General features: G+C 39.3%; 15 protein-coding genes, 2 pseudogenes and 1 CRISPR repeat array. Of the genes and pseudogenes, 7 read left to right on the top strand and 10 right to left on the bottom strand.

All coding sequences use genetic code 11. From position 1 onward, the window contains the following. Positions 1–131 precede the first annotated feature (131 nt). The 5 genes from H6G79_RS15580 (at position 132) to H6G79_RS15560 (ending at position 8,613) form a co-directional block, all read left to right on the top strand. Positions 132–494: a response regulator transcription factor gene (locus H6G79_RS15580; RefSeq protein WP_190592487.1), complete on the top strand. Its 363-nt coding sequence runs from the start codon at positions 132–134 to the stop codon at positions 492–494. Between the two features lie 93 nt (positions 495–587). Then, positions 588–1,061, top strand: coding sequence for a chemotaxis protein CheW (locus tag H6G79_RS15575; RefSeq protein ID WP_190592488.1), 474 nt, complete (start codon positions 588–590; stop codon positions 1,059–1,061). 83 nt (positions 1,062–1,144) lie between these two features. Beyond that, on the top strand, positions 1,145–4,441 hold the full coding sequence (locus H6G79_RS15570; RefSeq protein WP_190592489.1) for a GAF domain-containing protein: 3,297 nt from the start codon (positions 1,145–1,147) through the stop codon (positions 4,439–4,441). A 45-nt stretch (positions 4,442–4,486) separates the two neighbouring features. Then, positions 4,487–4,876 (top strand): four helix bundle protein, encoded by a 390-nt coding sequence (locus H6G79_RS15565; RefSeq protein ID WP_190592490.1) that lies wholly within the window; start codon positions 4,487–4,489, stop codon positions 4,874–4,876. A 239-nt stretch (positions 4,877–5,115) separates the two neighbouring features. Next, a complete protein-coding gene (locus H6G79_RS15560) occupies positions 5,116–8,613 on the top strand; it encodes a hybrid sensor histidine kinase/response regulator (protein ID WP_190592491.1) in 3,498 nt (1,165 codons plus the stop codon). Between the two features lie 36 nt (positions 8,614–8,649). Here the strand turns inward: H6G79_RS15560 and H6G79_RS15555 are convergent, their stop codons facing one another. From H6G79_RS15555 to H6G79_RS15540, 4 genes are all read right to left on the bottom strand, one after another. Then, positions 8,650–9,213 (bottom strand): Uma2 family endonuclease, encoded by a 564-nt coding sequence (locus H6G79_RS15555; RefSeq protein ID WP_190592492.1) that lies wholly within the window; start codon positions 9,211–9,213, stop codon positions 8,650–8,652. 37 nt (positions 9,214–9,250) lie between these two features. Then, positions 9,251–10,141 (bottom strand): ABC transporter permease, encoded by an 891-nt coding sequence (locus H6G79_RS15550; RefSeq protein ID WP_396019804.1) that lies wholly within the window; start codon positions 10,139–10,141, stop codon positions 9,251–9,253. Positions 10,142–10,201: 60 nt separating this feature from the next. After that, positions 10,202–11,284, bottom strand: a complete 1,083-nt coding sequence (locus H6G79_RS15545; protein WP_190592493.1) for a spermidine/putrescine ABC transporter substrate-binding protein — start codon at positions 11,282–11,284, stop codon at positions 10,202–10,204. A 335-nt stretch (positions 11,285–11,619) separates the two neighbouring features. Further along, positions 11,620–12,747 (bottom strand): ABC transporter ATP-binding protein, encoded by a 1,128-nt coding sequence (locus H6G79_RS15540; RefSeq protein WP_190592494.1) that lies wholly within the window; start codon positions 12,745–12,747, stop codon positions 11,620–11,622. A gap of 232 nt (positions 12,748–12,979) precedes the next feature. Here H6G79_RS15540 and mrdA point away from each other — a divergent pair, with 232 nt between their 5' ends. Both mrdA and H6G79_RS15530 read left to right on the top strand, forming a co-directional pair. Then, on the top strand, positions 12,980–14,821 hold the full coding sequence (gene mrdA, locus H6G79_RS15535) for a penicillin-binding protein 2 (protein WP_190592495.1): 1,842 nt from the start codon (positions 12,980–12,982) through the stop codon (positions 14,819–14,821). Further along, positions 14,796–14,933, top strand: a complete 138-nt coding sequence (locus H6G79_RS15530; RefSeq protein ID WP_191049362.1) for a hypothetical protein — start codon at positions 14,796–14,798, stop codon at positions 14,931–14,933. The genes mrdA and H6G79_RS15530 overlap by 26 nt, the downstream gene beginning before the upstream one ends. A gap of 93 nt (positions 14,934–15,026) precedes the next feature. Here the strand turns inward: H6G79_RS15530 and H6G79_RS15525 are convergent, their stop codons facing one another. The 6 genes and pseudogenes from H6G79_RS15525 to H6G79_RS15500 all read right to left on the bottom strand — a co-directional run. Beyond that, the gene (locus H6G79_RS15525) at positions 15,027–15,266 is read right to left on the bottom strand and encodes a DUF6737 family protein (protein ID WP_190592496.1); all 240 of its coding nucleotides are present in this window, start codon (positions 15,264–15,266) and stop codon (positions 15,027–15,029) included. A 217-nt stretch (positions 15,267–15,483) separates the two neighbouring features. Continuing rightward, the gene (locus H6G79_RS15520; protein ID WP_190592497.1) at positions 15,484–17,334 is read right to left on the bottom strand and encodes a DUF1565 domain-containing protein; all 1,851 of its coding nucleotides are present in this window, start codon (positions 17,332–17,334) and stop codon (positions 15,484–15,486) included. A gap of 363 nt (positions 17,335–17,697) precedes the next feature. Beyond that, positions 17,698–18,829: a CRISPR direct-repeat array (repeat unit 37 nt; unit sequence GTTAAAATCTCACTTAATCCCTATCAGGGATTGAAAC). 136 nt (positions 18,830–18,965) lie between these two features. Next, a pseudogene (locus H6G79_RS15515) lies at positions 18,966–19,557 on the bottom strand (FAD-dependent monooxygenase); the annotation flags it as partial. Between the two features lie 159 nt (positions 19,558–19,716). After that, on the bottom strand, positions 19,717–20,817 hold the full coding sequence (locus H6G79_RS15510; RefSeq protein WP_190592498.1) for an RNA-guided endonuclease TnpB family protein: 1,101 nt from the start codon (positions 20,815–20,817) through the stop codon (positions 19,717–19,719). After that, a complete protein-coding gene (locus tag H6G79_RS15505) occupies positions 20,801–21,403 on the bottom strand; it encodes an IS607 family transposase (RefSeq protein ID WP_190592499.1) in 603 nt (200 codons plus the stop codon). Before H6G79_RS15505 ends, H6G79_RS15510 begins: the two co-directional genes overlap by 17 nt. Before the next feature lie 69 nt (positions 21,404–21,472). Beyond that, positions 21,473–22,141, bottom strand: a pseudogene (locus H6G79_RS15500) (FAD-dependent monooxygenase); the annotation flags it as partial. Positions 22,142–22,280: the final 139 nt, after the last annotated feature.

The following is a 22,280-nucleotide window of genomic DNA, read 5'->3' as shown; positions in this document are numbered from 1 at the left end:
AGTACAGAATTCAAAAGAAATTCTGGCTCCTAACTCCTGAATTATGTTTCGATTAAAAGCTCGTATTCATCTATAGATGAGTATTGAGATTTTTTGTCTCTATTTGTAAGTTAATTGAGTAGGAAACTTTTATGAATACTGCGTTAATTGTTGAAGATGGTTTGACAGATATGGAAATACTCAGCCGTTACTTACAACAGGCTGGCTATTCCGTAATTAGTGCCAAAAGTAGTGAAGAAGCTCAAGTCAAGATAGATGGCAAGACACCAGATGTGATTTTTCTAGATGTAATTTTGCCAGGTAAAAGCGGATTTGAAATTTGTCGAGAACTAAAAGCGAATCCGGCAACTAGTAAAATACCTGTGGTTTTTTGTTCCACGAAAAATAGTGATGTGGATAAAATGTGGGGCAATATGTTAGGCGCAGAAGCTTATTTATCCAAGCCAATTGATAAAGAAGAATTGGTAAAAACACTGAAGCAAGTCCTACAATAAAATTGCTTAAATGTGTCATTTAATCTATTAGATAATACAACCAACTAATAGATTAATAGTTCAAAAAATAACTTGTTTAAGGATGAGTTGACATTGGAAAACCAGCAAAAATTTTTAGGATTTACCCTGGGTAGTAACGATAAAGCAGTCATATCATTGCAACACATTACCGAAGTTTTACAAGTATCTTTGGCAGATATATGTGGTGTTCCTCAAATGCCTAGTTGTGTTTTAGGTATATATAACTGGCGGGGTGAAATGCTTTGGCTAGTTGATTTAGAGGAGATGCTAGGTTATCCATCACTTTTACAAGGAGTGAATTTTCTCTCTAAAATGATGGCAGTTATTTTAGAAATTGATGGCAAAAATCTAGGATTTTTAGTCAAAAATCTGATGGATATTGAGTGGTTAGATACTGAACAAATGAAGTTGCCTGCGGCTGATTTTTTGTCTCCTAAAGTTTCAGCTTTTATCCAAGGTTACTTTATCAATACCCTTGAAGAAATGGTATTTAACCTCGATGCAGCCGCAATTATTAAATCTCCTATGTGGATGAGCCAGCATTAAACTCAATCTTTTACTATTCGTTGCTTTGCTAGTCAAATTTGAAATTTACTGATCATTTAATTATCAAAACGAGGTATTTGGAAATGACAATTGCGTATCACAATAGTAAAGATAATGAAGAAGTTATCCCTGAAGTTGAAGTAAGGGAAAATCAAGCTGTTAATAATCTGACTGCCAATAATTATCAAATTTCTCAAGAGTTTAAACTTTGGCGACAGCAATTACAAGCTATCAGTAATGTGATGCGTCAAGCTAAAGATATAGATACATTACTAAAACTTAGTGCTGCTCAAGTTAGAGAAAAAATTAATTGCGATCGCGCCTTAATTTATCAATTTACATCTATAGATTCTGGTACTGTTTTGGCTGAATCTAGAACCCTCGGTTGGACACCAACATTAGGTGAAAGCCTACCAGGGATGTTATTTGGTTTGTATAACAATCAAGATTATTTAGAACCTGTAGTAATTGAAGATGTCGAGCAAATTCAATCATCTACACCTTATCAAAAACAATTACTGGAAAAATTTCAAATTAAAGCGAGTTTAAGTTTACCTATTTTAGTAGATGGTAAAGTCTGGGGATTACTAGCAGTTAATACTTGCACCAATGCTAGACAATGGCAAGAAACAGAAATTATGTTCCTGTCGCAAGTGACAACAGAATTAGCTTATAAATTCCAGAGTTTTGAATTTCAAAGAGAATTAGAACTACGAACCCAAGCGAAAAAATCTGTCGCCAAGGTAATTGAGAAGATTATTCGAGTCTCTGATATTGACAAGATTTTTCAAGCAACAACTCAAGAAATCAGACAATTGTTACGTTGCGATCGCGTTGCTGTGTATCAGTTCTATGATAATTGGAGTGGTGAATTTGTCGCTGAATCAGTTGGTCATGGTTGGGTGAAACTTGTCGGCCCAGGTATTAATACAGTTTGGGAAGATACCCATCTACAAGAAACCCAAGGTGGACGTTACCGCCATCATGAAAGCTTTGTTGTGAATGACATTTATAAAGCAGGTCATTTTCAGTGCCATATTGAAATTTTAGAGCAATTTGAAGTCCAAGCTTATGTGATTGTCCCTGTATTTGCTGGGGAAAAATTGTGGGGTTTGTTAGCAGCTTATCAAAATTCTGGCATTCGTGATTGGCACGAGTGGGAAGTCAGCTTTTTAGAACAAATTGGTTTACAGTTTGGTGTAGCCATTGCCCATGCCGAGTATCTCGCACAAATGCAAGTGCAATCTCAACAATTAGTGCAGATTGCAGAACAAGAAAAAATCTTAACTAAAATCGTCAACCGCATCCGCCAGTCTCCAGATGTGGAAAGTGTTTTTAGAACAACTACCCAAGAAGTACGACTTTCCTTAAAATGCGATCGCGTGGCTGTTTATCAGTTTAGTCCTGACTGGGGTGGTGAGTTTATTGCTGAATCAGTCGGTAGCAATTGGGTAAAATTGGTAGGGCCAAATATCAAAACCGTCTTGGATGATACTTATCTGCAAGAAACTCAAGGCGGACGATATGCTAGAGGAGAACATTTTGTAGTTAATGATATTTACAAAATTGGGTTAGCTCCTTGCCACATTGAAATTTTAGAACAATTTGAAGCCAAAGCTTATATTATTGTTCCTATCTTTTTTGGGGAACAATTATGGGGTTTATTAGCAGCTTACCAAAACTCTAGCAGTCGGGAATGGCAACCTTGGGAAGTTAACTTCTTAAATCAGATAGCCTTGCAATTTACTATTGCAAAATCGCAAATAGACTATCTCGAAGAAGTGCGAGTTAAATCAGAAAAATTAACTCAGATTGCAGAACAAGAAAAAGCCTTTACTAAGATAGTAAACCGCATTAGACAATGTGTAGATTTAGATGAAATCTTCAAAGTTACGACTCAAGAAGTCCGGCAATTATTACGATGCGATCGCATGGCTGTGTATCGCTTCTCTCCTGATTGGAGTGGTGAGTTTATTGCTGAGTCAGTTGGTCATAATTGGGTCAAACTTGTCGGCATAGATATCAAAACTGTTTGGGAAGATACCCACCTCCAAGAAACCCAAGGCGGCAGATATGCCAAAGGCGAAAGCTTTGCTGTTCATGACATTTATCAAGTCGGACATTCCCCTTGTCACATTGAAATTTTAGAGCAATTTGAAGCCAAGGCTTATGTAATTGTGCCGATATTTTTTGGAGAAAAACTGTGGGGTTTGTTGGCAGCTTATCAAAATTCCAGCACCCGTAATTGGGAAGAATCGCAAGTTAGCTTGTTAGCCAGAATTGGTGATCAATTAGGATTAGCACTGCAACAAACTGAATCTGTGCAACAACTACAAGCACAGTCAGCACAACTAGCAGAAGCCGCCGCCAGGGAAAAAGCCGCCAAAGAATTACTCCAACAACGTTCCATTCAACTTTTGATGGCGCTGCGTCCGGCTTTAAATGGTGATTTAACAGTCCGCGCCCCCATCACAGAAGACGAACTCGGCACCATCGCCGATGCTTACAATAACACTCTGCAAGCATTACGACAAATCGTCATCCAAGTACAAGCCGCAGCCCAGCAAGTAGCACAGACTTCAGCTACTAGTAACGCTTCCCTGGCGGGACTGAATAATTTAGCCCAACAACAGTCAGAAGATATTGCCTCGGCTTTGGGTGATATTCAACAAATGCTAGACTCTACCCAAGCTGTGGTGGCTAATGCCGAATTAGTGCAAGTAGCAGTCCAAAAAGCTAACCAAACAGTAGAGTCTGGCGATATTGCCATGAACTTGACTGTCAAAGCCATTGAAGGCATTCGAGAAACCGTTGCCCAAACTAGTAAGAAAATTAAACGCCTCAGCGAGTCTTCGCAAAAAATCTCGAAAGTAGTCAATTTGATTAGTAATTTTGCCACTCAAACCAACGTTCTCGCGCTGAATGCCGCCATTGAAGCAACACGCGCCGGTGAGTATGGTAAAGGCTTCGCAGTTGTAGCTGATGAAGTGCGTTCGTTATCTCGTCAATCAGCAGCAGCCACAATTGAAATTGAAAAATTAGTACAAGAAATTCAAGCCGAAACTGGCGAAGTTGCAGTCGCAATGGAAACAGGTATTCAGCAGGTTGTTGAAGGTACAAATTTAGTCAGTGAAACCCGGCAAAACTTAAATGCAATTGTTTTAGCCACTGCTGAAATTAGTCAATTAATTCAACAAATTACCGCCGCTACTCAAACTCAAATGGGTCAATCTGACACTGTGACTAATTCAATGCAAGATGTTGCAGAAATCGCTAACAAAACCTTTGCCGAGTCTCAAGAAATTGCGGCTATTTTCCAAGATTTACTGGGAATGGCACAAGAACTATTAACCACTGCTAGTCAGTTCAAAGTTAACTAATTGAAGGGGAGTGGTGAGTGGGGAGTGGTGAGTAGGGGAAATGATATGGCAAGTGGTGAAATTCGTTCTTATCAAGATTTAAAAGTTTGGCAAGAGGGTATGAATTTAGCTGAAGCTTGTTATGAATTCACAAAAGGATTGCCAAAAGAGGAAATCTATGGAATGATTTCACAGATTCGTCGCTCCTCCGCATCAATTCCGGCTAATATTGCAGAGGGATATGGACGTGAATATCGTACTGAATATATTCACTTTCTCCGTACTGCACAAGGTTCTTTGAAAGAACTTGAAACTCACCTTTTACTATCAGCCAGAGATAAAGTCGGGCTAACAAATTCACAAACAGTTACTCCGATTCTAAAACAATGTGAATCTGTAGGTAAATTGCTTCGCGCACTCATTCGTTCTCTGCAAAATAAAGGTCATAGGGAGTAGGGAGAAAGACAATTTTTTAACTCCCCAAAGCATTTAAGGGCGGGTTGATGAAGAATTTTGTCTAACCACAGATTCATTCACCCAACCTGCCCCAACTCCCAATTTCTCTACAAGACTCATATTTGACTTATGAAGAAAATCAGTACACTCATATCAGGATTCTTTCCTACTCCCCACTCCCCATTCACTACTCCCTGCCTACACAACTAGATTCAAAAATAAAACCGGATTCCCATATTATGATTACAGATGCTGAGATTCGTGAACAAGGTTATGTTTATTTCCTAGCAGAAGCACCAGAGTTATTACAAACAATTGAACAAGAACTTTTAAGTTTAACGGAAGAAGAAGATAAGCGAAAAAATAAAGTTCATGCTTTAATGCGGGCTACTCATACCCTCAAGGGTGGTGCGGCGACTGTGGGACTAGAGGCGATTCAAACTATTGCCCATTCTCTAGAAGATGTATTTAAAGCTTTATATAATCCAGATATAGTTATTGATAATGATTTACATACACTTTTACTGAAAGCTTATGAATGTTTGCGCCTTGCTTTAACTACAACATTAACCAGCAGTGCGGCTAATGTGCAAGAAGTGATTGAACGAGCCACTAATATTTTTGCCCAATTACAAGTAAGACTTGGCGATGATTTCGGCACAGATAATTATCTTCCTACTTCACAAGAATTAGGTTTTGATGTTGTCAAGTCAATCTTTGAAGTTGGAGTTCAACAACGTATTGAAAATATTACTGAAACTATTAATCATCCTCCAGAAGAAGCGGAATTTAGAGATTTTGTCAACTCTCAAGCCGAAATATTTCTGGGCTTGGCTGAATCTTTAGATTTACTGGGATTAGAAGAACTCGCCCAAAAAATTATGGCGGCGCTGCAAGCATATCCTTCGCAAGTGATGGAAATTGCTGAACTGATGCGACACGATTTACAAACAATTCAAACAGCAGTATTCGCAGGAGATCGCACTTGCACTAATCTGCTTTCTCCAGCTTGGCAAAACCTGACACCAGTCATCGAGCCAGAACAGTTATCTCCAGGATTTCCAGATAATTCAACGACTGAAAATTTACAACAAGCTGCGGCAGAATTTTACCAATTTTTAACAACATCAGGCAATTATAAACATGAACAAATTCAGCCAACAACGGCTAAGTTTTACCTCAAGTTAGTGCAGTGTATTTTGAGTTGGTTTGAGCAGCAGCAACAAATCCCGCCAGCCGAATTAAATTTATCCCTATTAATTCCTAAATTAGATATAGAGCCGCAAATAAATTATATTGAAACTTGGTTAAAAGAATTTTTAGCTTTCGTGCAGAACTCAGAAGATAGTTATAGTCTTTGCCTGTATCGGCATGGCATGATTTTAATTGTGCTGCTGGCAATTGCTCAGTTTGAGTATGGTAATGATAAAGGTGATGATTATGTTTTATTAACTCGATACTTACAAAAACAAATTATCACATTAGCTAAAGAATATAAAAATTATCCTCCTGTAAACAGTCAAGAAAAAAACTGGTTAGAGCATCTCCCGTTCCAAAATATTGCAGTTGCGAATGAAACAGTAAACTCTTTAGAGGCTGAGACTGAGTATCTCTTAGAATCAATTTGGGGAGAAGAAACTGCAAATGAGCCAGCCGTAATTCTAGATGATGCGGTTCCAGAGTCAGCCAGTGTAGATGCTATTACCGAAGTAGTGAGTAATATTCGTGAGCAGTTAGAAGATAAAAACTCACAAGTTGTCAAAAGTCAGAAATTTGTCCGTGTTGATGTTGAAAAATTGAGGAACCTTAATTATTTAGCTGGAGAACTGCTAATTTATCACAAGAAACGCCATCTTTATGATGAACAGATTCAAGAATTGATTGATAAGTTATTAGAGCAGATTAATAGACATCAAATCATCTTACACCAGTTAAGAGATATACCACTAAATTTACCTACTGTTACACCTCAGTTATCGCAGAATTTTGCCGCAGTGAAATTTGACTCGCTGGAAATGGATGTATACACAGAATTTAATTTAGCACTCCACGCAGCCATCGAAGAAACTCTGCAATTACAAGAAACTACAGAATCGCTAGATTTAACTATTAAACAAGCAACGCAAGCAACTGAGAAAAAACAAAATTTAGTTTTCACGATTATTGATAACTTGGTAGAAGCAAGAATGTTACCTTTGGGTGATATTTTGCATCGTTTCCCCCCAATGGTGAAAAAATTAGGCAGTATTTATCAGAAAAATGTCGAGTTGCAACTGATAGGCACAGATGTACTAGTAGATAAAGCGATCGCGGAAAAATTGTATGATCCACTATTACATTTAGTACGTAATGCTTTTGATCACGGCATTGAATCTCCACAAATACGTCAAGAACGTGGTAAACCAGAACAAGGTTTAATTACAATTCGGGCATATCATCAAAGTAGCCAAACGATTATTGAAGTTCAAGATGATGGAGAAGGGCTGAATCTAACAAAAATTCATCAAAAAGCCATCGAGATGAAACTAGATATTTCTGGTAACAATGAATCAGAGTTATTAGATTTGATGTTTGCACCGGGATTATCGACAGCAGCAGAAGTCAGTAATATTTCAGGACGTGGTATCGGTTTGGATATTGTACGTTCTCAAATCGAAGCTCTTCATGGTTCAATTGCGGTGCAAACTTTACCCCAAAAAGGGACAAAATTCACACTCAAAATACCTTTTTCTATGACTACTGATAAATTGATGCTGGTGCAAGCGGGAGGCGTAATTTATGCGCTATTGTTAGACAGCGTGGAAAAAATTATCATTCCGACTCCGCAACAAATTAAGGAATTTGAAGGGAAAAAAGTTTTATATTGGCATACCGAGCAGGATGAAACTTTAATTGGGTTACATGAACTGTCAGAGCTAATGTCTTATACTTGCTCTGTCGCTAAGAGTAATAGCCTCAATAATCTAGCAACGACTCTTGAAACAAAATTGATGAATAATCCTATATTAATTCTCAAGTGTCATCAAGGTATTTTTGCTTTAGAAGTTGACCAAATAATTGGCGAACAAGAATTAGTAATTAGACCATTAGGAAATGCGATCGCACCACCAAAATACGTTTATGGTTGTAGTACTTCTGCCAATGGTAATCTCATTTTAGTGATTGATGGCGCTCTTTTATTAGACTCTACTCATATACAAGTAACACCAGAACTTATACCCCTCCCGATAATTCCTGCTAATGAATCTGCTGTAGCAACAAGCGAAGATTTATCTATCTCGATTCCAGCCAAACCATTATCGCCGCAGCTAGAAGCTAATTTTTCTGCACCCAAGGTAGTGTTGATTGTCGATGATGCTATTAGTTTGCGCCAAACTCTTTCATTAACTTTGCAAAGAGATGGCTATCAAGTGATTCAAGCCCAAAATGGTGTAGAAGCTCTCGAACAGTTACAAAAGTATCCCGATATTCAAGTGATTATTTCTGATTTAGAAATGCCGCGAATGAATGGATTTGAGTTATTAACTAACGTGCAGCAAATTCCCAACATTGCTAAAATTCCTGTAGTTATTTTATCTTCTCGCAGTGCAGATAAACATCGTCAACTGGCAAAAGAACTAGGCGCAAGAGCTTACCTAACTAAGCCTTATCTAGAGCAGGAATTTTTATCTACTATTTCATCTTTAATTCAACAAAAAAGTGGAACGAATAATTTAGTTATGGAGTTAACTGTGTAAATCCTCCGCCAACCCCTGCACTGTTCCCTGTAAAATCTAATTGCCCATTTTTAACCAACTAAAAACTTGATTAACAGTTAGTACCAACTCAATTTCAGGTAACATGGGCAAAATATCATCTCCCTGAAATAACTCTGGTTGCTGTTCTGGTAAAAATACTAAAATACTTAAATCATCGGGGTCGATGAACCACCCCAAACGACTACCAAACTTTAAACAATACAGAATATTACCAATTACTTGGTTTGGTTTTTGTTCTGGGGATAAAATCTCAATTGTCCAGTCGGGCGCTAGTTCAAAGTTATCTGGAACTTCGCCATCAACGGTTAACGGTATTCTGCTCCATATAAATACTGCCACATCTGGTACGATTGAGCGATCGCCAAAGCTACACCGTAATTCAGGAAATGCGTAAGCAATTTTTTGCTGTTCACTAATGTCATTTACTGCACCGCATAATTTACCTTGTAAACGGCTATGTCTCCCTTTTGGCATTGATTTTGGTATGATTTCGCCATTAATGTATTCTAAGCTGGGCTTAGTTTCTGGTAGCTTGAGAAATTCTGCTAAGGTGAGAGCTTGAGTTGAAGCAATATTCATAGCTCTGTAAATTTATGTTGATGACTCTAAATTTAGTTTAGCGGCTGGGCGTTGGTTCACCATATTTAATCAGAAAGGCGATCGCTACACTCACTGCTAAAATTAATGCCATACTCAATGCTGAACCAAAACCCCAATTTTGGGTTACACCAAGGAACTGATTATAAACTAGCCGCGCCGCAGTCATACTGGAAGCACCACCCAAGAGTTCAGGATCAACAAAATCTCCTAATCCGGTAATAAAAACTAAAATTGAACCAGCCGTAATTCCTGGGGAAACTTGCGGTACTGTGACTTTCCAAAAAGTCTGTGTTGGGTTCGCACCTAAATCAGCAGCAGCTTCTAGTAAACGCTTGTCTAATTTTTCTAAAGAAGCATATAAAATTAACACCATATAAGGTAACAAGCTGTAACTCATACCGATAAATACAGCCGGAGGGCGGTTAAGTAATTCTAAAGTTGGTAAACCTAAATTACTCAAAATACTATTAAATAAACCAGTGGGACGCAAAATTGTAATCCAAGCATAAGAACGCAGTAAAGAAGAAGTCCACAAAGGTAAGATAAAAGCTAATAATAGTAAATTTCGCCATTGTTTTGGGGCGATTTGTGCTATCCAATAAGCCACAGGAAAGCCGCAGATTAAACAAATTATAGTTGTGCCTAATGCTAACCACAGCGATCGCAAAATAACTTGCACATACAACGGGTCAAATATCCGCAGATAATTATCTAATCCGCTAGGATTGACTAAATCTCCTGGGCGAATATTGGGAACTAAACTGAGTTGAAAAATGATGATTGCTGGCAGTACTAGTAATAATAATAACCAAATAGCTGCCGGAGCTAGTAAGATTAACGGTTGTAAAAAGTTAAATGTAGGGCGATGTAGTTTTTTCAAGTCGATAATATCGCCTGATTCATTGATTTGCGGAGAATTTTTGATAAACACAAGCTGATACCATTTTGGATTAAATAATCTTCCTATTTAGGCACTAGTTAATTGCGTCCAGAAACGCTCATAAACTTCCTCAAAATCTCCCAGAGGAGTAATCCGTTCGCACTTTTCTAAAATGGCGGTTTCGGGGAATAAATTTTTATTAGTTTTGATTTTTTGGGGTAATTGTTCAAACCCTGCACTATTCGGTGTAGCAATATTTAAATGTTGGCTAACACTGGCTGCAACTTCTGGTTGTAAAATAAAGTTAATCCAAGCATAAGCTCCATCAGTATTAGGGGAGCTTTTCGGCACGACAATTGTATCAGTCCATAAAGAAGAACCACTGCGCGGAATAACATATTTAAATTTAGGGTTTTCTTGAATGACGCGAATTGCATCGGCTGAATAACACATTGCTAAGACTAAATCTCCCGCCAGCATTTGATTTTGCCAAGCATCTGTATCGAAAGCAGCGATCGCTGGTTTTAATTGCTTTAATTTGTTATATGCTTGTTGTAGTTCTTCCTCCTCTTTTGAGTTATAAGAATAACCCAACATTCGTAATACTGCACCCATTACCTCACGCACATCATTGAGTAAGGTCATTCGCTTATTGAGTGTCTCTTGATTTTGCCAAAGATATTCCCAGTCGGCTGGGGCTTTTGGCAAAACTTCAGAATTATAAATTAAACCCGTCGTTCCCCAGTTAAATGGTAAACTGTAGCGGTTATTGGGGTCGTAGCTAGGGTTTTTAAATTGGGGAAAGAAATTCTCTAAACCATTGAGGCGAGAGTGATTTAATTCGATTAACAAATTTTTCTCGACCATCTTCTGTACCATATAGTCAGATGGATAAATCACACTGTAAGCACCACCACCTCCGGCTAAGACTTTAGCTAACATCACTTCATTAGAATCATAAGTATCTACAAGTACTTGTAACCCAGTTTGAGTGCTAAAAGTTTGGATTAACTTTTTATCAGCATATTGTGTCCAAGTATAAAGGTACAATTTATCACTTTTACTCGATTGTGTTGCCGCCCGCACATTAGCTAATCTCCAACCACAACCAGTTAAAGATAAGCTGGAAAGTGCTGCTAATTTTTGTAAGAATTTTCTTCTATTTGTCATTTGTTATTTGTCATTGGTCATTTGGGTTGGAAGTATTGCCTATTGATTTTAAGTATGAGTTTAACTTTGGCGCTAGTTCATTAATAATAATTATTTATCTGCGTACCCTACCCTTCGGGAACGCCTGACGGCGAACGGGAAGCCGCTATCGCGTCTACATCTGCGTCCATCCTCTTCAATCTGCGGTTAAATTTATATTACTGTACTTCACCCCTGTGAGAATAGCTATGGTTGACTTTAGCTCAACTCTATATTTAGATATGCCAGAGAGTTTTCAATTATATTTACTAAATTGTCATTCAACAAATAACCAATGACAAATGACCAATAAATAACTATTGACTAATAGCCAAACAATCACTTTCAGCCCATAAAACATAAATTGGTGTATCTCTGTCTGGCAAATTACCAAAGGTATTAGGTTGGAGAACATTGATATTTATGCCATTGGTTAATTCAACAACATAAGTAACATGGGTTCCTAAATACATAACATTAACTAGTCTGCCTTCAAAGCAGTTAGTTGGTAAATTGGGTGGATAGATTGATAGTTGAATTTTTTCGGGACGCACACTCACCACTACAGATTGAGATAATTCGATGGGTGTATCTTCATAGCGGGTGACGATAATTTTTAAACCCGTTTTGGTGACAACTTGGATACATTCAGCTTCGACAGCAGCAATTTCCCCACTAAATAAATTAGTATCACCAATAAAATCAGCCACAAAAGCGGTTTGGGGATGTTCGTAAATTTCGCTGGGTGTCCCAATTTGCTCAATTTTGCCTTGATTCATCACCGCAATGCGATCGCTCAAAGACAAAGCTTCTTCTTGGTCGTGAGTCACTAAAATAAAGGTTAAGCCTAACTTTTGATGTAAGTTAGACAACTCCACCTGCATCTCCTTCCGCAGCTTTAAATCCAACGCGGCTAAAGGTTCATCTAACAGCACCACAGCCGGTTGATTTACTAACGCCCTAGCTAATGCTACCCTTTGCTGTTGACCACCAGAAAGTTGATTGGGAAAGCGCGATCGCAAACTTTCCATTTTGACGAGTTTTAAAGCTTCTGTCACTCGACTTTCAATTTCTGATTTGCGGAGTTTTTTTAATTGCAGTCCAAAGGCGATGTTATCCCAAACATTCAAGTGATTGAACAGCGCGTAACTTTGAAATACAGTATTGACTGGACGGCGATAAGGCGGAACATTCGTCATCGGTTGACCTTGAATCAACACCTTACCCGCATCCGCAGTTTCAAATCCCGCAATTAAACGTAATGTTGTTGTCTTGCCACAACCAGAGGGGCCTAAAATACTAAAAAACTCCCCTTGGCGGACATCCAAATCGATTCCATGTACGGCTGGTTCTTGCTTGAAGAACTTAAACACGTTACGCAGTTCCACATCCAAAGGCTGAAACGACGTAATACCCCTCTGATTCTGCACAACAGATTGAGCCATAATCCTCAGTAGAATGCTGTGATTTAACCTGATTGTTTCCGTGAATGTAGCCTATTAAGCAGACTTAAAAAACACTTTGGTTTATTGTATCCGCCAAAAACCCCAGATCGGGAATATACTTTGGTGATTGTTACAAGCTTAATAGCAAGATTGGATTTTGGGCATTCTATAGCAAGTGTTGGGCGTGGGAAGATTATTCACCCTCAAATCTAAAATCTAAAATATTTGTCTTATGGCGTTATTTCCATCACCCTTATCGAACAGCAAAAAAGATACACGGACTGTTGGACGTGGTATTCAATCAATATTTTTAATTGGGTTCACTTTATTGACGCTGGTTGGAATTGAAGCACGATTAGCATATTTACAAATCGTTGAAGGATCTCAACTGCGAAAACGTGCCGAATCTAACCGCGTTCGGACAATTCTTAAGCAACCAGAACGAGGTAATATTTTTGACCGGAATGGGAAGTTGTTAGCCACCACCAGATATCCCCATTCTGTATATTTGTGGCCTCTAGCACACACTAAACCATCTTGGTCAGTGGTTGCGCCACGGTTATCCAAAATTCTGGGTATTTCCCAAGAAGAAATGGAAAAGAAACTGGATGCTGCTGGCGCTAACTCAGCTTCACTGATTCGGATTGCGCGTGATGTCAGCGAAGCCCAAATTACGGCGTTAAAAGAGTATGAAAGCGAACTGAAAGATGTGGAAATTAACACAGATGCAGTACGCTACTATCCACATGGTCAAGAATTAGCCCATGTACTGGGTTATACACGAGAACTCACCCCCGAACAATTAAAAGATAAGCAAAAAGAAGGCTACCGTCTGGGTGATGTGATTGGTCAAATGGGCATAGAAAAAGCTTATGAAACGACCTTACGCGGCGAATGGGGCGGTCAGCAAGTGGAAGTGGATGGTGCAGGTCGCCCAATCCGCATTTTAGGGGAAAAACAAGCGAAAGCTGGCAAAGATTTACATTTAACTATAGATTGGGAACTGCAAAAAGCCGCCGACAAAGCTTTAGGTAAGTATCAAGGTGCAATTGTCGCCCTTGATCCCCGAAATGGTGCAGTTTTAGCGATGGTGTCTCATCCTGATTTCGACCCGAATATTTTCTCTAAGCAAAAACTCTCCGAGAAAGATTGGGAAAGTGTGCAAGGAAAAGACCATCCTTTAGTTAATCGAGCTTTAAGTGCTTTTCCGCCTGCGAGTACTTTTAAAATTGTCACCACAACGGCGGGGTTAGAATCGGGTAAATTCTCCCCTGGAACAGTGCTGCAAACCTATGGTTCCTTAACTGTTGGTGGTGTAACTTTTGGTGAATGGAATCATGCAGGATTTGGGCCTTTGGGATTTCCCAGGGCAATGGCTATGAGTAGTGATACATTCTTTTATCAAATTGGTAAAGGTGTTGGTGGCCCGACTTTAATTGCATGGGCGCAGAAGTATGGTTTCGGTCAAAAAACTGGCATTGAGTTCCCCAGCGAAGAAACTAGGGGTTTGGTTCCCGATGAAAATTGGAAACAAAAAGCTTGGAAGATACCTTGGACTGTGGGCGACACAATTAATATGTCCATTGGTCAAGGTGCTTTGCAAGTAACACCACTGCAATCAGCAATTATGTTTTCTGTCCCTGCTAATGGGGGATATCGTGTCAAACCCCATTTATTGAAAGATAACGAAGAAGCGAAAAGCTGGCGCGAGTCTTTAAATATGAAGCCGTCAACTATTAATGTTCTCCGCGATGGACTGCGGAAGGTAATTACTGAAGGTACAGGGAAACGCTTAAATCTGCCAACGATCGCTCCCGCTTCTGGTAAGAGTGGTACAGCCGAGGCTGGTGTTGGTCGGCCTAATCATACATGGTTTGGTGCTTATGCCCCAAGCGATCGCCCAGAAATTACCGTTGTCGCCTTTGGCGAAAATTCTGGGGATCACGGTGGTACAGTTTGCGGCCCAATGGTTTTACAAGTGTTGGAAGCATATTTCCAACATAAGTATCCAGGGAAGTACCAAAAACCAGAATCAGCTAATTCTCAAAATGGTAATGCTGTTAACGGCGACTAATACGGAATTTGTCATTGGTCATTTGTATTTGCAAAGAATCAAGAACAAACGACCAATGAAAGTTTCCACCAGAAAATTAGTGCGATCGCCTGAGCTTGTAGCGACAGCGTAACGCAGCTACCGCAAAGTTTCCTGACATTTTTTTAAAAATCAAATATGAGTCATATATAGTAATTCAGTGGGATTTTGACTTCTGATTTTTTCTTCAAGAATTTTCTTTTTGATATGATTCTAAAATTCCACTGCGAATCATTAACTGTGGCCAAATAAACACAAAAAAGCCCATCCAAATAAGTACAGGAATTGACACAAGAATTGTTAACCAAATAATTTTAAATAGGAACCAACTACCACTAATCAAGATTACAGATGTCAAAACTATAGACCAAGGTTGACACCACCAAGGTTTATAATCCCAAGGATTTAAAGGTTTTTGTTCAGACATAAAACATCATAGATTGTTTGAATGGAACAGGGATGAGAGGCTAGTACCGCTACGCGGAAGTCAAAAGTTAAAAGTCAAAAGTTAAAAAGCTGATATCACAAGCTTTTCACTAACTTGAAATGGTATCTTTACTTCCGCCACGTTGTAATAGGGATTAGAGTTTTTTAGAACTCAATACTTTGCTTACCTTACACCTCTACACCCCTGTGTTTTTTAATTAACCATTCACAATATATTGCGAATCAATCGCCGCTACACGGCCAGCATCAACCAATGCTTGATAAACCATCACCGCTACCTCCGCCCTTGTGGCATCGCGGGTGGGGTTGAGTTGCTTCAAGTTGGGATGATTGACGATAATTCTTTTATCTATGGCTTTGGCTATCTCATCTTTGGCATAGTCAGGAATTTTGGCTTGGTCATCGAAAATTTTGATCGCGTTGGCAACATTACTAGCTGTGCCTAGCCCTAGTCCATTCACGAGAGAAACCAGAACTTGCACACGCTGGATATTTTGGTTAGGGCGGAATGTATTATCTGGGAAACCAGAGAGAAATTGACCTTGATAGGCTTGCTGAATGACTTTAGCTGCCCAGAAGTTAGCTGCTACATCTTTAAATTGTGTTGCTGCCCGTTTTGAGGATGGTGCAAAAGCTTTGACAATTAATGCTGCATATTGCGCCCTAGTCATGGTTGCATTTGGTCTAAAGGTGCGGTCTGGGAAACCGTTAACTATGCCTTGTCTGACTAATTCTCTAATAAAGGCTGCTGCCCAATGATTAGCAATATCGGTTAAGTCGATGGGTGCAGGTGTAGGCGTTGGTGTGGGTTTTGGTGTTGGTGTTGGTGTGGGTACAGGGGTTGGTGTAGGCGTTGGTTCTGGGTCTATTTCTGGTTCTGGGTCTGGGGTGGGTGTGGGTATTGGTATTGGTACGGGTACTGGTGTGGGTTTTGGTATTGGTGTGGGGGTTGGTACTGGAGTCGGTACGGGAGTAGGAGTAGGTGTGGGGGTTGGTACGGGAATCGGTGTGGGTGTTGGTACAGGGGTAGGTGTGGGCGTAGGAGTCGGTACGGGAATCGGTGTGGGTGTTGGTATGGGAGTAGGAGTAGGCGTAGGGGTCGGTACGGGAATCGGTGTGGGTGTTGGTATGGGAGTAGGAGTAGGCGTAGGGGTCGGTACTGGTGTTGGTGTGGGAATTGGAGTACTAGCAAACTCGATATTACCGCTAACTTTGCTGGGATCAATTTGATTACCAACGGAAATTAGTCGATTGGAACTAGCATTTTGTAAGTCGAATTTGCCGTTATTGCGGAACGTATTACCGCCAGAACTGGAGGTACTGCCTAAGTCTGGTAGGGCGGTGGAAATTACAGTTAGACCATCGTCGGTATTATTTTCACTCACATTGTTACGTAATACGGGGCGGGCGCTACCAGAAACGACGATGCCAGAACGGTTTTCGGTAAATTTGTTATTTAAAAGTGTGGGTGAGGCTGTATCACTAATCGCTATACCAAAACCTGTTTTAATGCAGGTGTTGTCTTGAATTTGACCTTTGGCATTTTTAGCGATCGCAATTCCATTAGCTGCATTCTCTGTAAATACATTACCCTGAACTACTGGGTTCGCATCACCAGTGGCAAATACTCCCTCTCGCTTATTATTCTTGAAGGTGCAATTGGCAATGGTCGGAGTTGTTGATTCTGACCAAACACCACTACCGCGAGATGCTGGGTTGGTCACAGTCACTCCCCGCAGTTCCGAACCATCTAACATCACAAAGGTGACGTTTTGACCCGCAAAAGTCCGACTCAGATAGTTACCACTTCCTTCAATTAAAATATTGCTGCCTTTGTTGGCTTCGTTACCAATCACTTTCACACCAAATGGAATGGTTAAGGGAAACACCTCTCCACTAGTAACGCTGTAATTTCCATCTGTAAGTTGAATAATGGTATCAGGTGTGGCAACCTTGAGGGCTTGGCTAATGGTTTTAAATGGCGCTTGCTGGCTACCAGGGTTGGTACTATTGCCAGTTAAAGGATTTACGTAAAATTTTTGAGGCATATTTATACCGCTAAAACATAGTCATACTATTAGCTCTAACTGGTAAAATGGCTAGTTATTGCTAAAATTTGCAACATTGACTACCAAATTTAACGGCTAAATTCCTGAAATTCCCAGATAGACAAACTTACCCCAAACACGCGGATAGGTAGGTGTACAAAATCGTCTTTGAGGAATAACGGCTGGATTCCTTGGAGGGTAAGCTTTTGCAGAAAAATTTAATTAAAATTATCCGCGCACCTTATACAGCCTGGGTTTCAGCATTTTCATGTAAATCAACTGACATTTCATCATGTTAGAATTATGCCATCCGCGAAACTGCACCTTGAAAACTAAATACAGCAAGCTTTTCCGGCTTCCGCAGTTAAAATCTCACTTAATCCCTATCAGGGATTGAAACATCAAATTAAAGGGGATGAGGTGGAGCTTTGCATCCTTGTTAAAATCTCACTTAATCCCTATCAGGGATTGAAACGGAACAGGGAGCTAGACCCAGCCCTCAACACTGGGTTAAAATCTCACTTAATCCCTATCAGGGATTGAAACGTGCAGATTTTAAACAGCCTGACCAGTATGACGCAGTTAAAATCTCACTTAATCCCTATCAGGGATTGAAACCTGGAGTCATCCGCTCAATGCCAGCATTGATTAAGTTAAAATCTCACTTAATCCCTATCAGGGATTGAAACGAGGCAGGAACTCCGCAACGGATCAACCGATGAGGTTAAAATCTCACTTAATCCCTATCAGGGATTGAAACTTTGTGTTGTGGGTAGTACATCTTGGCTGTTATCTCAGTTAAAATCTCACTTAATCCCTATCAGGGATTGAAACTTTGTGTTGTGGGTAGTACATCTTGGCTGTTATCTCAGTTAAAATCTCACTTAATCCCTATCAGGGATTGAAACGCCGCATAGCATCCACTTACCAGCGACATTTAGGTTAAAATCTCACTTAATCCCTATCAGGGATTGAAACCATCTTGAGAGCGATCGCCTTAAGTTTGCGAATCGTTAAAATCTCACTTAATCCCTATCAGGGATTGAAACAGGCACTCAGGCAGTACCAATCTGGCTGCAATGAGGTTAAAATCTCACTTAATCCCTATCAGGGATTGAAACTGATTGCTGCATTAATTGCCAAAATACCGACCACGTTAAAATCTCACTTAATCCCTATCAGGGATTGAAACCATGTCTACCAATAAAATAGCTTTACATAATCTAGTTAAAGTTAAAATCTCACTTAATCCCTATCAGGGATTGAAACCTCACCATCCCCGATAAGCTTTGATAGTTCCTCTACGTTAAAATCTCACTTAATCCCTATCAGGGATTGAAACGGACAGCAGGAGCCGGAAGATACTAGATTATTTCTTGAGTTAAAATCTCACTTAATCCCTATCAGGGATTGAAACTGATTCATCAAGAGTAATGGGTAAAAGGTCAATCAATCGGTGTTAAAATCTCACTTAATCCCTATCAGGGATTGAAACCTTGTATTACTTGCTTGCTGTTGCCCACAAGGATGTTTCTTGTTTCGCGCAAAGGCGCAAAGACGCAAAGAATCAATATTTACTCTCTGCTAAAAACCTTAATTCATCCCGCAAATAAGCAACGCTCAAAAATTAACTATTTCACATGAACCGGAAACACACCCAAAGCAATTAATCTAGCGGGTAAATCGCGCAAAATTGGTAAGCGTAACAATGCTGGCGGTTGAAAAGTCTGATTAGCAGACAACACAGGTGCAAATACTCGCTTTTGAATAAATGTCTGAAATGCTTGAATAATGCGTGTCGGTAACTCTCGCTGACGCTGGACTTTGGCTAAGTCACTCAGCTTGACTTGGTGATTTTGCAGAGGTTGACTGAGAACATTAGCGGCTACGACTGCATCTTGAATGGCGTAGTTAATCCCCACACCGCCAACGGGAGACATAATATGAGCAGCATCACCAATGAGTAACAACCCTGGAAGATACCACTGTTTAACGCGGCTTGATTCTACCGATAAAAAAGCGACTTGTGACCAATCTTGAAGAGTATACAAGCGATCGCTTAATTCTGGCACAACTTCCACAATCGATTTCTTTAACTCCTCCAAACCAGCCGTCCGCAGTTTTTGATAGCCGCCTTTAGGAATGACATAAGCAATTTGCCACTCTGTACCACGGTCAAGCATCGCTACAATATATATGTCCAGGTGCAAAACGTCCCATTCCGTTATATAAAACTTACTCAAACTTATCTATTTAGACTTTTCTAGAAAAGATAACTTGTACTAAATAGAGTTCGATGTTTACTTTCTGCTTCACTCTGGTAATGTCGGCATTATCCAGTCCACAGACTAACACTGTCTAACTGACAGCACTTCGACAGGCTCAGAGTGCCACTTTTGACAAATCAATCTTTGATAAATTGATTGCTGCGTTGAAATCTCTATCACACTCAAATCCACATTTTTCACATTTAAAAACTCTATCACTGAGTGTGAGATTTTCTTTTTTAGTTCCACAATTGGAACAGGTTTTAGAACTTGGATACCATCTATCAACTATTACAAGTTCGGAACTATATAATTCACACTTGTAAGTTAGTTGACGACGAAATTCATAAAACCCCATATCGGAAATAGCTTGTGCTAACTTTCTGTTAGCTAACATTCCAGATACATTTAAATCCTCAATTACTACTTTGCTGTGGTTCTTAGCTAATAGTGTGGTGAGTTTATGTAATGTATCTTTACGGATATTAGCTATCTTCAGATGTAACTTAGCTATTTTTAATTGGGCTTTTCTCCAATTATTTGAATTGATAATTTTATTTCGATTTAACCATTGGAGCCTACTTAATTTAGATTCATATTTTTTGTAAGATTTTGCACCTTCTATTATTTCACCTGTTGATAAAGTAGCTAGGTTTTTTACGCCTAAATCTACTCCAACAATACTATTCACATTATTTTCTTGTTTTTCTATATCCAACCTAAAACTGATAAACCATCGATCAGCTTTACGACTGATAGTTACTGATTTAATTTCTTTCTGAGGCAATCTCTCATAAGTTTTTAGAACTCCTATTTTTGGTACTTGAATTTTATGAGAACCTAAGACTTTTACAGTACCTTCCAAGGTAAAACTATCATGTTTACCTTTCTTTTTGAATTTTGGTACTCCTGATATTTTCTTAAAGTACCTATCCCATGCTGTTTTTAAAGCTCTTAGTGCCTCTTGTGGTGCTGATTTTGAATATTGATAATACCAAGAGTTTTCCGACTTAACTAATGCTACTAACCATTTGTGTAACTCTATAGCTGTAGGAAATTTTATTTTAGAATCAGGATATTGTTTGTTGTGATCAAGTATTTGCTTGGTTAGTGCTAAACCCCAATTCCAAGCATGACGAGCAACACCGCAATGTCCTATCAATTGAGTACGCTGATCATTATTTATGTTTAACTCAGTTTTAAATCCTATCAGCAACTTCTTTTAGTTCCTCGATAATTTTCTTGTTTTTGTGGCTTCTAGAACCGTAAAGTCTTGCTGAAAATACTGTAATTATCTCTAGAACATCTTGAGCTAAATCTTCTTCAAAAGTAGCATCTTCAGTTCGGTTAATAATTACAATTTCAGTACCAAAATGTTCACAAAGACTAAAAATTAATTCACTACCAAATCTTATCAGTCTATCTTTGTGGGTTAAAACAAGACGTTCAACTTTACTATCAACAATTAATCGGATTAATCTTTTCAATCCTTTTTTACTGTAGTTTAAACCTGAGCCTAAATCTTCTATGATTTCAAATTGCCAACCATTTTGATAACAAAATAATTCAACGACTTGTTTTTGTCTTTCTAGGTCTTCTTTCTGGTCATGACTAGAAACTCGACAATAACCAATTGTGTAAGACAAATCGGGTTTAATTCCTAGCAATTGAGCTAAATCATATCTTCTATGACCACTAGCTGTTCTCTCAGGAATTAATTTACCTTCAGATTCCCACCTTCTAAGCGTGGAAACACTTACACCTTTTAATTTTGCTGCTTCCGATATTGACAATTTACTCATATAAACACTATAGCCTAGATTTTAGGTAGATATGAGTAAAATTAGATAGAAAATTTTACTCAGTTATTAGCCCCCATCAAATTCTTGAGGATGGCGGGGTAAGCGAAACCAGAGAATATCCATCGGTGGAGAAGTTTCAATAGATGCAAACTCTCCCATTTGTCTTAACTTGGAGTGACGACCATCTGCGCCAACTGTCAGCATAGCGCGGACTTCATGCCAACCACCACCACCCCGATAACGTACTCCTGTCACTACCCCATTTTCTGTAATGAGTTCTTGAACATTCGCACCCATCACTAACTGAAAATTTGGATATTGTTGCGCTTCTTGGGTGATGAACTCCAAAAATTTTACCTGGGGCAACATTGTAATGTAGGGATAATTTGTGTTCAGGTGACTAAAATCTGCCAGAGTAAAAGTATTTTGCGGAGTTTTCACTTGAATTTGGCGCATTTTAGTATGAGGTAATTGTAATAGGCGATCGCTTAAATTCAATTCCTCCATAATTTGCATTACTGAAGGATGAATTGTATCTCCCCGAAAGTCGCGGTCAAAATCTTTATGCGCCTCTAGCAACATCACAGATATACCTTGACGCGCCAACAAAAAAGCTAAAACCACCCCAGCCGGGCCGCCACCCACAATACAACAATCAGTAGTGTGTTGATCTATAATCTCATGGGCTGGGTTTACAGTTGTGTCTGCAAGCGCATTAGTCGGTAGATGAGTAGTCATCACAACACCTCCAGATAGCCCTATCACCCAGGGTAGTTTGCTTTTTCTGGTAGCAGCAAATTTTTTTACTTTTTGTAGTCATTTATGTGAGTAACAAAAACAAGGGGGAGAAGGGGGAGAGATACGGTTCAGCCAGTAG

This window comes from Anabaena sp. FACHB-83 (genome assembly GCF_014697485.1).
In the GTDB taxonomy this organism is placed as follows: Bacteria; Cyanobacteriota; Cyanobacteriia; order Cyanobacteriales; family Nostocaceae; genus Nostoc_B.
This window is presented reverse-complemented; position numbering and strand designations above follow the sequence as displayed.